The following is a 16343-nucleotide window of genomic DNA, read 5'->3' on the forward strand; positions in this document are numbered from 1 at the left end:
AAAAGCCCGCGATGAACAAAGAAATTTTGGCTGTTGTTGAAGCCGTCTCCAACGAAAAAGCGCTGCCACGCGAAAAAATTTTTGAAGCGCTGGAAAGTGCGCTGGCGACAGCAACAAAGAAAAAATATGAGCAGGAGATCGATGTTCGTGTAGAAATCGATCGTAAAAGCGGTGATTTTGATACTTTCCGCCGTTGGTTGATCGTTGAAGAAGTGACCATGCCGACGAAGGAAATTACGCTGGAAGCGGCGCGCTTTGAAGACGAAAGCCTGAATGTCGGCGACTATGTTGAAGATCAGATTGAATCTGTCACCTTTGACCGTATCACCACGCAGACTGCGAAACAGGTTATCGTGCAGAAAGTCCGTGAAGCTGAACGCGCGATGGTTGTCGATCAGTTCCGCGACCAGGAAGGCGAAATCGTCACTGGCGTGGTGAAGAAAGTGAACCGCGACAATATCTCTTTGGAAATTAAATCCGAAGGGATGGCCGGTAATGCTGAAGCGGTGATTCTGCGTGAAGATATGCTGCCGCGCGAAAACTTCCGCCCTGGCGACCGTATTCGCGGCGTGCTGTATGCTGTTCGCCCGGAAGCGCGTGGCGCGCAACTGTTCGTCACCCGTTCCAAGCCGGAAATGCTGATCGAGCTGTTCCGCATCGAAGTGCCGGAAATCGGCGAAGAAGTGATTGAAATTAAAGCGGCGGCTCGCGATCCGGGTTCTCGTGCGAAAATCGCAGTGAAAACCAACGATAAGCGTATCGATCCGGTCGGCGCTTGCGTGGGGATGCGCGGCGCGCGCGTTCAGGCGGTCTCTACCGAACTGGGCGGTGAGCGTATCGATATCGTGCTGTGGGATGATAACCCGGCGCAGTTCGTCATTAATGCGATGGCGCCGGCAGATGTCGCGTCTATCGTGGTGGACGAAGATAAACATACCATGGATATCGCCGTTGAAGCCGGTAATCTGGCGCAGGCGATCGGACGTAATGGTCAGAACGTCCGCCTGGCTTCGCAATTGAGCGGCTGGGAACTCAACGTAATGACCGTTGATGACTTGCAGGCTAAACATCAGGCTGAAGCACATGCCGCTATCGAGATCTTTACTAAATATCTTGATATTGATGAAGAGTTCGCGACCGTTCTGGTAGAAGAAGGTTTCTCCACGCTCGAAGAACTGGCCTATGTGCCAATGAAAGAACTGCTGGAAATTGACGGCCTTGATGAGCCGACCGTTGAAGCACTGCGCGAGCGTGCTAAAAACGCACTGGCCACTCTGGCGCAGGACCAGGAAGCAAGCCTAGGTGATAACAAACCGGCTGACGATCTGCTGAATCTGGAAGGATTAGATCGCGATATGGCTTTCAAACTGGCGGCTCGTGGTGTTTGTACGCTGGAAGATCTCGCCGACCAGGGCATTGATGATCTGGCTGATATCGAAGGGTTGACCGACGAAAAAGCCGGTGAGCTGATTATGGCTGCCCGTAATATTTGCTGGTTCGGCGACGAAGCGTAATAAACTGTAGCAGGAAGGAACAGCATGACAGATTTAACCCTAAAAGCGCTGGCCGCAGAGAGACAGGTTTCCGTGGATCGCCTGGTACAGCAGTTTGCTGATGCAGGTATCCGGAAATCTGCTGACGACTCTGTGTCCGCACAAGAAAAACAGACTTTACTGGCGCACCTGAACCGCGAAGCGGTTTCTGGCCCCGATAAATTGACGCTGCAGCGTAAAACGCGCAGCACCCTGAATATTCCTGGTACCGGTGGAAAAAGTAAATCGGTACAAATCGAAGTCCGCAAGAAGCGCACCTTTGTGAAACGCGATCCGCAAGAGGCTGAACGCCTGGCCGCGGAAGAGCAGGCGCAGCGTGAAGCGGAAGAGCAAGCCCGTCGTGAGGCAGAAGAACAGGCCAAACGCGAGGCGCAACAAAAAGCTGAACGCGAGGCCGCAGAACAAGCTAAGCGTGAAGCCGCTGAAAAAGCGAAACGTGAAGCTGCGGAAAAAGACAAAGTGAGCAATCAACAGACTGACGATATGACCAAAACCGCCCAGGCCGAAAAAGCCCGCCGTGAGAATGAAGCTGCAGAGCTGAAGCGTAAAGCGGAAGAAGAAGCACGTCGCAAACTCGAAGAAGAAGCGCGTCGTGTAGCAGAAGAAGCTCGCCGCATGGCGGAAGAAAACAAATGGACCGCAACGCCTGAGCCAGTAGAAGACACCAGTGACTATCATGTCACCACTTCTCAGCACGCGCGCCAGGCCGAAGACGAAAACGATCGTGAAGTAGAAGGTGGTCGTGGTCGTGGCCGTAATGCAAAAGCGGCGCGTCCGGCGAAAAAAGGCAAACATGCCGAATCCAAAGCCGATCGCGAAGAAGCGCGTGCTGCGGTTCGCGGCGGTAAAGGCGGCAAGCGTAAAGGGTCTTCTTTACAGCAAGGCTTCCAGAAGCCCGCTCAGGCCGTTAACCGTGACGTGGTGATCGGTGAAACCATCACCGTCGGCGAACTGGCGAACAAGATGGCGGTGAAAGGTTCTCAGGTCATCAAAGCGATGATGAAGCTGGGCGCCATGGTCACCATCAACCAGGTCATCGACCAGGAAACCGCACAGCTGGTTGCCGAAGAGATGGGCCACAAAGTTATCCTGCGTCGTGAAAACGAACTGGAAGAAGCGGTAATGAGCGACCGTGATACCGGCGCTGCGGCTGAACCGCGCGCACCGGTTGTGACCATCATGGGCCACGTTGACCACGGTAAAACCTCTCTGCTGGACTACATTCGTTCCACGAAAGTGGCCTCTGGCGAAGCGGGTGGCATTACCCAGCACATCGGTGCTTACCACGTTGAAACTGACAACGGGATGATCACCTTCCTGGACACCCCGGGCCACGCCGCGTTTACCTCCATGCGTGCTCGTGGTGCTCAGGCAACGGATATCGTGGTTCTGGTTGTTGCAGCAGACGACGGCGTGATGCCGCAGACTATCGAAGCTATCCAGCACGCGAAAGCGGCAGGTGTGCCGGTCGTGGTTGCGGTGAACAAAATCGATAAGCCGGAAGCGGATCCGGATCGTGTGAAGAACGAACTGTCCCAGTACGGCATTCTGCCGGAAGAGTGGGGCGGCGAGAGCCAGTTCGTTCACGTGTCTGCGAAAGCGGGCACCGGTATCGACGAACTGCTTGACGCTATCCTGCTGCAGGCCGAAGTTCTGGAACTGAAAGCGGTTCGTAAAGGTATGGCGAGCGGCGCGGTGATCGAATCCTTCCTGGATAAAGGTCGTGGTCCGGTGGCTACCGTTCTGGTACGCGAAGGTACGCTGCATAAGGGCGATATCGTGCTGTGTGGCTTCGAATACGGCCGCGTGCGTGCGATGCGTAACGAACTGGGTCAGGAAGTGCTGGAAGCGGGTCCGTCCATTCCGGTGGAAATCCTCGGCCTGTCCGGCGTTCCGGCTGCCGGTGACGAAGTGACCGTGGTTCGCGACGAGAAGAAAGCGCGTGAAGTTGCTCTGTATCGTCAGGGTAAATTCCGTGAAGTTAAACTGGCTCGTCAGCAGAAATCTAAACTCGAGAACATGTTCGCCAACATGACCGAAGGCGAAGTTCACGAAGTGAACATCGTGCTGAAGGCTGACGTACAGGGTTCCGTGGAAGCGATCTCCGACTCCTTGCTGAAACTGTCTACCGACGAAGTGAAAGTGAAGATCATCGGTTCTGGCGTAGGTGGTATCACCGAAACCGACGCGACCCTGGCTGCGGCGTCCAACGCGATTCTGGTGGGCTTCAACGTTCGTGCTGATGCTTCTGCGCGTAAAGTGATTGAATTCGAAAGTCTGGATCTGCGTTACTACTCCGTCATCTATAACTTGATCGACGAAGTGAAAGCGGCGATGAGCGGCATGCTGTCTCCGGAACTGAAACAGCAGATCATCGGTCTGGCTGAAGTGCGCGATGTGTTCAAATCGCCGAAATTCGGCGCGATCGCGGGCTGTATGGTTACCGAAGGTACAATTAAACGCCATAACCCAATCCGCGTACTGCGCGACAACGTGGTTATCTATGAAGGCGAGCTGGAATCCCTGCGCCGCTTCAAAGATGACGTTAACGAAGTCCGTAACGGCATGGAATGTGGTATCGGCGTGAAGAACTACAACGACGTTCGCGTTGGCGATATGATTGAAGTGTTCGAGATTATCGAGATCCAACGTACCATCGCTTAATCTTCGTCGTCTTTTGGGCCGCAACGGCGTTGGCTGCGCTCGCTCACCCCGGTCACATAGTTATCTATGCTCCCGGGGATTTACGAGTTTGCCGCCTTGTTGCAATCCAAAATCCTTAGAAGATGATTAGGCGTAGGCCGGGTAAGCGAAGCGCCACCCGGCAAGAAATTTAAAAAGGGGCTTATGGCCCCTTTTTTGTCTTTATTCTGGAGAATTTATTATGGCGAAAGAATTTGGTCGCCCGCAGCGCGTAGCGCAAGAGATGCAGAAAGAGATCGCGCTCATCCTGCAACGCGAAATCAAAGATCCACGTGTAGGTATGATGACCACCGTATCGGGTGTTGAAATGTCCCGCGATCTGGCATACGCCAAAGTATTCGTGACGTTCCTCAACGATCAGGACGAAGCGGCTGTGAAAAACGGCATTAAGGCCCTGCAGGAAGCGTCTGGTTTCATCCGCAGCTTGCTGGGTAAAGCGATGCGTCTGCGCATCGTGCCGGAACTAACCTTCTTCTACGATAACTCGCTGGTGGAAGGGATGCGTATGTCCAACCTGGTGACTAACGTGGTGAAACATGACGAAGAACGTCGTGTGAACCCGGACGACAGCAAGGAGGACTGATGAGTCGTCCTCGTCGTCGTGGCCGCGACATTCACGGCGTTCTGCTGCTGGATAAGCCGCAGGGTATGTCCAGCAATGACGTGCTGCAGAAAGTTAAGCGCATCTACAATGCCAACCGCGCCGGGCATACCGGCGCGCTGGACCCGCTGGCGACCGGCATGTTGCCGATTTGCCTCGGCGAAGCGACAAAATTTTCGCAGTACTTGCTGGATTCTGACAAACGCTATCGTGTTATCGCCCGTCTGGGGCAGCGCACGGATACCTCTGACGCCGATGGTCAAATCGTGCAGGAGCGTCCGGTGACTTTCAGCGCTGAGCAGCTTGCGAGCGCGCTGGAGACCTTTCGTGGGGATATCGAACAGATTCCCTCGATGTATTCGGCGCTGAAGTATCAGGGCAAGAAGCTGTACGAATATGCCCGCCAGGGTATCGAAGTGCCGCGCGAAGCCCGCCCGATTACCGTCTATGAGCTGCTGTTTATTCGCCATGAAGGTAATGAGCTGGAGCTGGAAGTTCACTGCTCCAAAGGCACCTATATTCGTACCATTATTGATGATTTAGGTGAGAAGCTGGGCTGTGGCGCGCACGTAACGTACCTGCGTCGTCTGACGGTCAGCAAGTATCCGGTGGATCGTATGGTGACGCTGGAGCATTTGCAGACGCTGGTAGCACAGGCGGAACAGCAGGGCGTTCCGGCGGCGCAGTGGCTCGATCCATTATTGATGCCAATGGATAGTCCGGCTTCGGACTATCCTGTTGTTAATCTGCCGTTAACATCTTCGGTATACTTCAAAAATGGCAACCCGGTTCGTACCACGGGCGCGCCGTTGAAGGGACTGGTTCGTGTGACGGAAGGTGAAGACGATAAATTTATCGGTATGGGCGAAATTGACGATGAAGGCCGTGTCGCGCCTCGTCGGCTGGTAGTAGAGTACCCGGCGTAATGTCGCTTCGTCTTGCGATAAGAGAGCGCTGCGAGTAGAATACCGCCGCTTAACGTCGCGTAAATTATTTAACAGTTTACGCGGCGTACACTGGGATCGCTGAATTAGAGATCGGCGTCCTCTCATTCTTAAATACTTTGGAGTTTTAAAATGTCTCTAAGTACTGAAGCTACAGCTAAAATCGTTTCTGAGTTCGGTCGTGACGCAAACGACACCGGTTCTACCGATGTTCAGGTTGCTCTGTTGACTGCACAGATTAACCACCTGCAGGGTCACTTTGCAGAGCATAAAAAAGATCACCACAGCCGTCGTGGTCTGCTGCGTATGGTTTCTCAGCGTCGTAAACTGCTCGACTACCTGAAACGTAAAGATGTTGCACGCTACACCGCGCTGATTGAGCGTCTGGGTCTGCGTCGCTAATTCTTTCGAGTTTCAGAAAGAGGGGGCCTTCATGGCCCCTTTTTTCCAGCAGATGGCAGCAATTCGCTGGAAACTAATGTATTGTTGCTATGAATGATCTTCCGTTGCAGAGGTTCGCGCGGCTAATGAGAGGCTTTACCCATATCAGGGTTAGGGTTGTCATTAGTCGCGAGGATGCGCAGAAGATCGGGTATTAACGACGGCGCGTATTGTGCCGTCAAAAATTGGAAAGGATATTATTTTGCTTAATCCGATCGTTCGTAAATTCCAGTACGGCCAGCATACCGTTACGCTGGAAACTGGCATGATGGCGCGTCAGGCCACTGCCGCTGTTATGGTAAGCATGGATGACACCGCCGTATTCGTTACCGTTGTCGGCCAGAAAAAAGCCAAGCCAGGCCAGGACTTCTTCCCACTGACCGTTAACTATCAGGAGCGTACCTACGCTGCTGGTCGTATCCCGGGCAGCTTCTTCCGTCGTGAAGGCCGTCCAAGCGAAGGCGAAACCCTGATCGCGCGTCTGATTGACCGCCCGGTTCGTCCGCTGTTCCCGGAAGGTTTCGTTAACGAAGTGCAGGTTATTGCGACCGTCGTTTCCGTTAACCCGCAGGTTAACCCGGATATCGTGGCGATGATCGGCGCATCCGCTGCGCTGTCGCTGTCCGGCATTCCGTTCAACGGCCCAATCGGCGCGGCGCGCGTAGGTTACATCAATGACCAGTACGTACTGAACCCGACCCAGGACGAGCTGAAAGAAAGCAAGCTGGACCTGGTGGTTGCCGGTACCGAAGCGGCTGTGCTGATGGTGGAATCCGAAGCTGAACTGCTGAGCGAAGACACTATGCTGGGCGCGGTGGTATTCGGTCACGAGCAGCAGCAGGTTGTTATCCAGGCGATCAACGATCTGGTGAAAGAAGCCGGTAAACCGCGTTGGGACTGGCAGCCGGAAGCCGTCAACGACGCGTTGAACGCGCGTGTTGCTGCGCTGGCTGAATCTCGTCTGAGCGACGCGTACCGCATCACCGATAAACAAGAGCGCTATGCTCAGGTTGACGTAATCAAATCCGAAACCATCGAGCAGCTTATTGCAGAAGATGAAACTCTGGATGCTAACGAGCTGGGTGAAATCCTGCACGCCATCGAGAAAAACGTGGTACGTAGCCGCGTACTGGCAGGCGAGCCGCGTATTGATGGCCGTGAAAAAGACATGATCCGTGGTCTGGACGTGCGCACTGGCGTACTGCCGCGAACTCACGGTTCCGCTCTGTTTACCCGTGGTGAAACGCAGGCGCTGGTTACCGCGACTCTGGGTACTGCCCGTGACGCGCAGGTGCTTGATGAACTGATGGGCGAGCGCACTGACAGCTTCCTGTTCCACTACAACTTCCCTCCGTACTCCGTAGGCGAAACCGGCATGGTCGGTTCTCCGAAGCGTCGTGAAATTGGTCACGGTCGTCTGGCGAAGCGCGGCGTGCTGGCAGTGATGCCGGACATGGATAAATTCCCGTACACCGTTCGCGTGGTGTCTGAAATCACCGAATCCAACGGTTCTTCTTCTATGGCTTCCGTGTGCGGCGCTTCTCTGGCGCTGATGGACGCTGGCGTGCCAATTAAAGCCGCCGTAGCAGGTATCGCTATGGGTCTGGTGAAAGAAGGCGACAACTACGTTGTACTGTCTGACATTCTGGGCGACGAAGATCACCTGGGCGATATGGACTTCAAAGTGGCGGGTTCCCGCGACGGTATCTCTGCGCTGCAGATGGATATCAAAATTGAAGGTATCACCAAAGAGATCATGCAGGTTGCGTTGAACCAGGCTAAAGGTGCGCGTCTGCACATCCTGGGCGTGATGGAACAGGCGATCAACGCGCCGCGCGGCGATATCTCTGAATTTGCGCCGCGTATCCATACCATCAAGATCAGCACGGACAAGATCAAAGACGTGATCGGTAAAGGCGGTTCTGTGATCCGCGCGCTGACTGAAGAGACCGGCACCACCATCGAAATTGAAGATGACGGTACTGTGAAGATCGCGGCGACCGACGGTGAAAAAGCGAAATACGCTATCCGTCGTATCGAAGAGATCACCGCAGAGATCGAAGTCGGCCGTATCTACAATGGTAAAGTGACCCGTATCGTTGACTTTGGCGCGTTTGTTGCCATCGGCGGCGGTAAAGAAGGTCTGGTTCACATCTCTCAAATCGCGGATAAGCGTGTAGAGAAAGTGACCGATTATCTGCAGATGGGTCAGGAAGTCCCGGTTAAGGTTCTGGAAGTTGACCGCCAGGGCCGTGTACGTCTGAGCATTAAAGAAGCAACCGAGCAGTCTCAACCTGCGGCTGCGCCGGAAGCTCCGGCGAGCGAACAGGCCGAGTAAGGTAGCCTTTTGCCCTCCGCAGTGCGGGGGGCTTTAGACCTGGCTGGACGCCTTGTTGAGCCACCGGGGAACAGGACGTTCATTCAATCGTTGTCTTCGGGAGTGGGAAATGAAGCCTTTTTTGCGCTGGTGTTTCGTTGCGACAGCACTTACGCTTGCAGGATGCAGTAATTCCGCCTGGCGTAAAAGTGAAGTCCTCGCAGTACCATTGCAACCGACTTTACAGCAGGAAGTGATTCTGGCGCGTATGGAACAGATTCTTGCCAGTCGGGCTTTAACCGATGACGAACGCGCACAGCTTTTATATGAGCGCGGAGTGTTGTATGATAGTCTTGGTTTGAGGGCATTAGCGCGAAATGATTTTTCACAAGCGCTGGCAATCAGACCGGATATGCCTGAAGTATTCAATTACTTAGGCATTTATTTAACGCAGGCAGGCAATTTTGATGCTGCCTATGAAGCGTTTGATTCTGTACTAGAGCTTGATCCAACTTACAACTACGCGCACTTAAACCGCGGTATCGCATTGTATTACGGCGGCCGTGATAAGTTAGCGCAAGATGATCTGCTGGCGTTTTATCAAGACGATCCCAATGATCCTTACCGCAGCCTGTGGCTGTATCTTGTTGAGCAGAAGCTTAATGAGAAGCAGGCGAAAGAAGCGTTAAAAGCACGCTTCGAAAAATCGGATAAAGAGCAATGGGGATGGAACATTGTCGAGTTCTACCTGGGCGACATTAGCGAAGCAACGCTGATGGAAAGGCTCAAGGCGGACGCAACGGATAACACCTCGCTCGCTGAGCATCTCAGTGAAACCAACTTCTATTTAGGTAAGTATTACCTAAGTCTGGGGGATTTGGACAGCGCCACGGCTCTGTTCAAACTGGCGGTGGCCAACAACGTTCATAACTTTGTTGAGCACCGATACGCATTGTTGGAATTATCGCTCCTGGGCCAGGACCAAGATGACCTGGCAGAATCGGACCAGCAATAGCTGACGAACATATCAGCCCGTAATCTTTTTGATTGCCATCACCTTCGCGGGTGAGGGCGTTGTTGTTCGTTAATACACCTACTTTGAGCCGGTTCACACTTTTCAATGAAAATTGCAGATCAATTTCATGATGAGTTATGTAGACTGGCCGCCATTAATTTTGAGGCACACGTACTACATGGCTGAATTCGAAACCACTTTTGCAGATCTGGGGCTGAAGGCTCCTATCCTTGAAGCCCTTACCGATCTGGGTTACGAAAAACCATCTCCAATCCAGGCAGAGTGCATTCCGCATCTGCTGGGCGGTCGCGACGTGCTGGGCATGGCCCAGACCGGTAGCGGCAAAACCGCAGCGTTCTCTTTACCGCTGCTCAACAATCTTGATCCTGAGCTGAAGGCACCTCAGATTCTGGTGCTGGCGCCAACCCGCGAACTGGCGGTACAGGTTGCCGAAGCCATGACGGATTTCTCTAAACACATGCGCGGCGTAAACGTGGTTGCCCTGTACGGCGGTCAGCGTTATGACGTGCAGTTACGCGCCCTGCGTCAGGGGCCGCAGATCGTTGTCGGTACGCCGGGACGTCTGCTTGATCACTTAAAACGCGGCACCCTCGACCTCTCTAAACTGAGTGGTCTGGTGCTGGATGAAGCCGACGAAATGCTGCGTATGGGCTTCATCGAAGACGTTGAAACTATTATGGCGCAGATCCCGGAAGGTCATCAGACCGCTCTGTTCTCCGCCACCATGCCGGAAGCGATTCGTCGCATTACCCGCCGCTTTATGAAAGAGCCGCAGGAAGTGCGCATTCAGTCCAGCGTGACTACCCGTCCTGACATCAGCCAGAGCTACTGGACTGTCTGGGGTATGCGTAAAAACGAAGCGCTGGTGCGTTTCCTGGAAGCGGAAGACTTTGATGCGGCGATTATCTTCGTACGTACCAAAAACGCGACCCTGGAAGTAGCAGAAGCGCTGGAACGTAGCGGCTACAACAGCGCCGCGTTGAATGGCGATATGAACCAGGCGCTGCGTGAGCAGACTCTGGAACGCCTGAAAGATGGTCGTCTGGACATCCTGATCGCCACCGATGTTGCGGCACGTGGTCTGGACGTTGAACGTATCAGCCTGGTGGTGAACTACGATATTCCGATGGACTCCGAGTCCTACGTTCACCGTATCGGTCGTACCGGTCGTGCGGGTCGCGCCGGTCGCGCGCTGCTGTTCGTTGAGAACCGCGAGCGTCGTCTGCTGCGCAACATCGAACGCACCATGAAGCTGACCATTCCAGAAGTGGAACTGCCGAACGCAGAACTGCTGGGTAAACGCCGTCTGGAAAAATTCGCCGCGAAAGTTCAGCAGCAACTGGAAAGCAGCGATCTGGATCAGTACCGTGCGCTGCTGGCGAAAATCCAGCCGTCTGCCGAAGGTGAAGAGCTGGATCTCGAAACGCTGGCCGCCGCACTGCTGAAAATGGCGCAGGGCGAGCGTCCGCTGATTCTGCCGCCGGATGCGCCGATGCGTCCTAAGCGTGAATTCCGTGACCGTGACGACCGTGGTCCGCGCGATCGTAATGACCGTGGCCCGCGTGGCGATCGTGAAGAACGTCCGCGTCGTGAACGTCGTGACGTTGGCGATATGCAGTTATACCGCATTGAAGTGGGCCGTGATGACGGCGTTGAAGTTCGTCATATCGTGGGCGCTATCGCTAACGAAGGCGACATTAGCAGCCGTTACATTGGTAACATTAAGCTGTTCGCGTCTCACTCCACCATCGAGCTGCCGAAAGGTATGCCGGGCGAAGTGCTCCAGCACTTCACGCGTACTCGCATTCTGAACAAGCCGATGAATATGCAGCTGTTGGGTGATGCGGTTCCGCACGCGGGCGGCGAACGTCGCGGCGGTGGTCGTAGCTTCAGTGGCGAACGTCGTGAAGGCGGTCGTAATTTCAGCGGCGAACGTCGTGAAGGTGGTCGTGGTGATGGTCGTCGCTTCAGCGGCGAACGTCGTGAAAGCCGTGGTCCGCGTCGTGATGACTCTACCGGTCGCCGTCGTTTCGGCGGTGATGCGTAACTCACGCTGACCTGCGCATTCACAGCGTAAAGTAAAATATACAGCCCCGATCGTCACAATCGGGGCTTTTTTTATTTCTTTTGTACTCGTGTACTGGTACAGTGCAACGTATTGAGAGATAGTCACACTATAAATGACTGGAGAGAGAGCTGAATGGCAACACTTACCACCACCCAAACGTCACCTTCGCTGCTTGGCGGCGTGGTGATTATCGGCGGCACCATCATTGGCGCGGGGATGTTCTCCCTGCCGGTGGTCATGTCCGGGGCGTGGTTCTTCTGGTCGATGGCGGCGCTGGTCTTTACCTGGTTTTGTATGCTGCACTCCGGGCTGATGATCCTCGAAGCTAACCTTAACTACCGCATTGGTTCGAGTTTCGACACCATCACCAAAGATCTGTTGGGGAAAGGCTGGAACGTGGTAAATGGCATCTCTATTGCCTTTGTGCTCTACATCCTGACTTACGCCTATATCTCGGCGAGCGGCTCAATTCTGCATCATACCTTTGCTGAGATGTCGCTGAACGTTCCGGCGCGAGCGGCAGGTTTTGCCTTTGCGCTGCTGGTGGCGTTTGTCGTGTGGCTGAGTACGAAGGCGGTCAGCCGGATGACGGCGATTGTGCTGGGCGCGAAAGTGATTACTTTCTTCCTGACCTTCGGCAGCCTGTTAGGGCACGTTCAGCCGACCACGTTGTTTAACGTGGCTGAAAGCCACGCGTCATATACGCCGTACCTGCTGATGACGCTGCCATTTTGTCTGGCCTCTTTTGGTTATCACGGTAACGTACCGAGCCTGATGAAATATTACGGCAAAGATCCGCGCACCATCGTGAAATGCCTGATTTATGGGACGTTACTGGCGCTGGCGCTCTATTCCGTCTGGCTGCTGGGGACGATGGGCAACATCCCACGTCCGGAATTTATCGGCATTGCGCAGAAAGGCGGCAATATTGATGTGCTGGTACAGGCGTTGAGCGGCGTGCTGAACAGCCGCAGCCTGGATCTGCTGCTGGTGGTGTTCTCTAACTTTGCGGTCGCCAGTTCCTTCCTTGGCGTGACGCTGGGGCTGTTTGACTATCTGGCGGATCTGTTTGGTTTTGATGACTCGGCAATGGGACGTTTTAAAACGGCGCTGCTGACTTTCCTGCCGCCGATGATTGGTGGCCTGCTGTACCCGAACGGTTTTCTGTACGCCATTGGCTATGCAGGTTTAGCTGCAACTATCTGGGCGGCCATTGTGCCTGCGCTGTTGGCGCGCAAATCTCGCGAACGTTTCGGCAGCCCAAAATTTCGCGTCTGGGGCGGTAAACCGATGATTGCCCTGATTCTGGTCTTCGGTGTCGGCAACGCGGTTATCCATATTCTGTCGAGCTTTAATTTGCTGCCGGTGTACCAGTAACGTTATTGTGCCGGATGGCGGTTGCACCTTATCCGGCCTACTTGATGCTGTAGGCCCGGTAAGCGAAGCGCCACCGGGCAAAACAATGCGCTACCCCAACAATTCCTGCTTCACATCCATCGCTAAATCAAACGAATGCAGGCGTGCCTGGTGGTCGAAAATCTGCCCGTTTACCATAATTTCATCCGCCTGGGTTTCCCGCAGAATGGACACCAGCCCGTGCGGACTTTCGCTTTATCGCCGACCAGCGACATACTCAGCGCCTGTTGCACGCCATACTGCTCGGATGGCGACCAGAAGGTCTCCATATTCTCAATCGGCGGCGGCAGTTGGCCGGTTTCCCCACGGCGTAGCTTCACAAAAGCCTGCTGCATAGAGGTAAACAGGAATTCGGCGTCGCGGTTGCTGTCGGCGGCGATAATATTGATACACACCATCGCGTACGGTTTTTCCAGCCGCGCTGAAGGTTTGAACTGGGTACGGTACAGATGCAGCGCCTGGAACAACATATCCGGCGCGAAATGCGAAGCAAAGGCGAACGGTAGGCCAAGCTGGGCCGCCAACTGTGCGCTATACAGGCTGGAGCCCAACAGCCAGACCGGGATCTGCTCGCCGTAGCCGGGCACCGGGCGCACATGCGGATTAGGGTCGCGAGCGTCGAACCAGTCCACCAGCTCTGCGACATCGCGTGGAAAGTTATCGATATCGCCGCTCATATGGCGACGCAGCGCGCGCATCGTCGGCTGATCGCTACCCGGCGCGCGTCCCAACCCTAAGTCGATACGTCCCGGGTAGAGCGTATTCAGCGTGCCGAACTGCTCGGCAATCACCAGCGGTGAATGGTTAGGCAGCATCACGCCGCCGGAGCCAAGATGTAATGTTGTGGTATTGGCCGCCAGATAACCAATCAATACCGAGGTCGCCGCGCTGGCGATACCGGTCATGTTGTGATGTTCCGCCAGCCAGTAGCGGTGATAACCGCGCTTTTCAGCCAGCCGTGCGAGAGCCAGCGAGTGCGTGAAGGCTTCTTTTGCCGAAGATCCTTCAGGGATCGGCGCCAGATCCAGCACCGAGAACGGAATAGTTTTGTCAGTCATAACGGCTCACTTTGTTACCGGTTAATCTTTTAATACTGCATTAAAGATTAGCGAATGTTGTTAACAAAGTGAGCTTTATGAGACTGACGACAAAAACAATGCCCGATGGCGCTGCGCTTATCGGGTCTACGGGATCGCTATTTGTAGGCCGGACAAGGTATTTATGCCGCCATCCGGCTAGGCCTGTAGCTCCAGCCCGGCCAGCCGCTTCCAGTAGCCGTTACAGTCGCTATGGGCGGCAAGCGGTAATGGCGCGCCGCCGTTTTCGTTAGCGCGAAAGGCATCAAGCATGGCAAATGTCTCCGTACCCAACGGCGACAGCCGCACCATATCGACCAATCCCTGCATCGACGTCAGTTCGTTGCCAAGGTTATAGACATAGCCGCTCATGGTCTGAATACCGTTAAGCACAAACACCTGCTGATTCTCTTGCGAGAGCACGTCACGACCGTTTGGATACTTGATACAGCAGGTTTCGCACTCATCTTTCGGGCGGTCTTCCGAACGGGCGGTAAAGCAGCGAGCGGAGTAGGCCAGCGGCAGATGCCCGTAGCTCAACACTTCCACTTCAAACTGATTGCGGATGCCCAGTTCATCGCACTGATTAAGCAAATTCACCAGCCAGTCGCGGGACAGCTCCACCGGCATACACCAGCGTACCATGCCTTCTTTCAGCAACCGGCGCAGCGTGACCGCGTTGTAGCAATTCAGCGCATGGCCGGCGACAAACGGCAGTTTGCGCTCGGCGCACAGATTCACCACGCCAAGATCGCTGGCTTCCAGCAGAAAATCGCCGTTGTCCACATAGCGTTTCAGCTCGCTTAATTCAGATGACGCCTGTACCAGCGCCAGGGTGGAGAGCGCCACCTGCTTACCGCTGGCGGCGAGGGATTTCGCCATTTCCAGCCAGTCGCCGACTTTGGTCGCGCGACGCTTGCTGCACACCGCTTCGCCCAGATAAATGACGTCAGCGCTGCTTTTTGCGGCCTGCTGATAAAAATCTTCCAGCGTCTCTTTCGGCCAGTAATAAAGCACCGGTCCTAAGGAATATTTCATAGCTCCTCTCACTGCCATTTACGGTGATATGCGCCAAGCGTGGTTTGAGTGCCTTCGGACATCGCGCCGAGCGTCTCCATCCAGTCGCGCTGTGGAACGAAGTTTTGCGGGGCGGCTTTGCAGCGATCGATCGCCTGGCGCCACACTTTCGCCACCTGGCTAACGTAGGCCGGGCTGCGCTGGCGGCCTTCGATCTTCACCGAAGCGATGTTCGCCGCCATGAGCTCCGGCAGCAGTTCCAGCGTGTTCAGGCTGGTTGGCTCCTCCAGCGCGTGATAGCGCTCGCCGTCCACTAAATAGCGGCCTTTGCACAGCGTTGGGTAGCCCGCGTTTTCGCCATCCTGGTAACGGTCAATCAGGACATCATTCAGGCGCGATTCCAGCCCCTGCGGCGTTTGCTGCCAACGGACAAAGCGGGCGGGAGAGCAGGCGCCGACGGTATTGGGCGACTCCCCCGTCAGGTAGGAAGAAAGATAGCAGCGACCTTCCGCCATAATGCACAGGCTGCCAAACGCGAATACCTCCAGCGGCACCGGCGTGACGCGGGCCAGTTGTTTTACCTGGTGAATCGACAGTACACGCGGCAGTACTACGCGGTGGACATCAAAGTTGCGGTGATAAAAGCGAATCGCCTCTTCGTTGGTTGCCGAGGCCTGAACGGAAACATGGCGCTCAATATGTGGGTAACGCTCTGCGGCATATTCCAGCATAGCGAGGTCGGCGAGAATCAGCGCGTCGGCGCCAAGCTGCGCCGCCATATCCACGGCGCGCTGCCAGCGGGCATAGCCGTCCGGATGCGCAAAAGTATTAATGGCGATGTGTAATTTGCGGCGATGCTGGTGAACAAAACTCACCGCTTCCTGCAATTTTTTTTCGGTAAAGTTAAGGCCGGCAAAATGACGGGCATTGGTATCGTCTTTTAACCCGATATAAACGGCGTCAGCGCCGTTTTCGATGGCCGCCTTCAGCGCCGGGAGATTTCCGGCAGGGCAGAGCAGCTCCATAATTTATCCTGAGGGTTACGTCTGAGACGCAAAATTGTTAACGAACAGGGATTTTAGTTAACCTTGCTGCGACAATTTTTGATTTAAGGCAGTTAAAGGCGTATTGGTAACACCAATAATGGGGTAGAAAATCAGACCCAATTGTT

General features: G+C 54.7%; 12 protein-coding genes and 1 pseudogene. 10 read left to right on the forward strand and 3 right to left on the reverse strand.

The genetic code is table 11. The features are described 5' to 3' along the window. Nucleotides 1-11: 11 nt before the first annotated feature. The 10 genes from nusA to mtr all read left to right on the forward strand — a co-directional run bounded on the left by nusA (nucleotide 12) and on the right by mtr (nucleotide 13040). Nucleotides 12-1514 (forward strand): transcription termination factor NusA, encoded by a 1503-nt coding sequence (gene nusA, locus J4685_RS11335; protein ID WP_001031038.1) that lies wholly within the window; start codon nucleotides 12-14, stop codon nucleotides 1512-1514. Nucleotides 1515-1538: 24 nt separating this feature from the next. After that, nucleotides 1539-4217: a translation initiation factor IF-2 gene (gene infB / locus J4685_RS11340; protein WP_000131177.1), complete on the forward strand. Its 2679-nt coding sequence runs from the start codon at nucleotides 1539-1541 to the stop codon at nucleotides 4215-4217. 220 nt (nucleotides 4218-4437) lie between these two features. Then, nucleotides 4438-4839 (forward strand): 30S ribosome-binding factor RbfA, encoded by a 402-nt coding sequence (gene rbfA / locus J4685_RS11345; protein WP_001040208.1) that lies wholly within the window; start codon nucleotides 4438-4440, stop codon nucleotides 4837-4839. After that, nucleotides 4839-5783, forward strand: coding sequence for a tRNA pseudouridine(55) synthase TruB (gene truB / locus J4685_RS11350; RefSeq protein WP_000089675.1), 945 nt, complete (start codon nucleotides 4839-4841; stop codon nucleotides 5781-5783). The genes rbfA and truB overlap by 1 nt, the downstream gene beginning before the upstream one ends. 150 nt (nucleotides 5784-5933) lie before the next feature. Continuing rightward, nucleotides 5934-6203, forward strand: coding sequence for a 30S ribosomal protein S15 (gene rpsO / locus J4685_RS11355; protein WP_000059465.1), 270 nt, complete (start codon nucleotides 5934-5936; stop codon nucleotides 6201-6203). Between the two features lie 241 nt (nucleotides 6204-6444). Next, a complete protein-coding gene (gene pnp / locus J4685_RS11360) occupies nucleotides 6445-8580 on the forward strand; it encodes a polyribonucleotide nucleotidyltransferase (RefSeq protein WP_001670767.1) in 2136 nt (711 codons plus the stop codon). A gap of 109 nt (nucleotides 8581-8689) precedes the next feature. Next, nucleotides 8690-9574: a lipoprotein NlpI gene (gene nlpI / locus J4685_RS11365; protein WP_000802069.1), complete on the forward strand. Its 885-nt coding sequence runs from the start codon at nucleotides 8690-8692 to the stop codon at nucleotides 9572-9574. A 105-nt stretch (nucleotides 9575-9679) separates the two neighbouring features. Beyond that, nucleotides 9680-9760 (forward strand): protein YrbN, encoded by an 81-nt coding sequence (gene yrbN / locus J4685_RS11370; RefSeq protein ID WP_010723222.1) that lies wholly within the window; start codon nucleotides 9680-9682, stop codon nucleotides 9758-9760. Then, complete coding sequence (gene deaD, locus J4685_RS11375) at nucleotides 9753-11642, forward strand: ATP-dependent RNA helicase DeaD (RefSeq protein ID WP_000807248.1); 1890 nt, start codon at nucleotides 9753-9755, stop codon at nucleotides 11640-11642. The genes yrbN and deaD overlap by 8 nt, the downstream gene beginning before the upstream one ends. A 153-nt stretch (nucleotides 11643-11795) precedes the next feature. Beyond that, on the forward strand, nucleotides 11796-13040 hold the full coding sequence (gene mtr, locus J4685_RS11380; RefSeq protein ID WP_000224390.1) for a tryptophan permease: 1245 nt from the start codon (nucleotides 11796-11798) through the stop codon (nucleotides 13038-13040). 90 nt (nucleotides 13041-13130) lie between these two features. Here mtr and J4685_RS11385 read toward each other — a convergent pair. The 3 genes and pseudogenes from J4685_RS11385 to J4685_RS11395 all read right to left on the reverse strand — a co-directional run bounded on the left by J4685_RS11385 (nucleotide 13131) and on the right by J4685_RS11395 (nucleotide 16197). Further along, nucleotides 13131-14137, reverse strand: a pseudogene (locus J4685_RS11385) (luciferase-like monooxygenase). 177 nt (nucleotides 14138-14314) lie between these two features. Further along, entirely contained in the window at nucleotides 14315-15211 is an 897-nt protein-coding gene (locus tag J4685_RS11390) for a U32 family peptidase (RefSeq protein WP_077905015.1), read from the reverse strand. Further along, entirely contained in the window at nucleotides 15202-16197 is a 996-nt protein-coding gene (locus J4685_RS11395; protein WP_000421309.1) for a peptidase U32 family protein, read from the reverse strand. Before J4685_RS11395 ends, J4685_RS11390 begins: the two co-directional genes overlap by 10 nt. Between the last annotated feature and the right edge of the window lie 146 nt (nucleotides 16198-16343).

Origin of the sequence: Salmonella sp. 32100201201700099SM (genome assembly GCF_017572645.1) — a bacterium.
Taxonomy (GTDB): domain Bacteria; phylum Pseudomonadota; class Gammaproteobacteria; order Enterobacterales; family Enterobacteriaceae; genus Salmonella; species Salmonella enterica.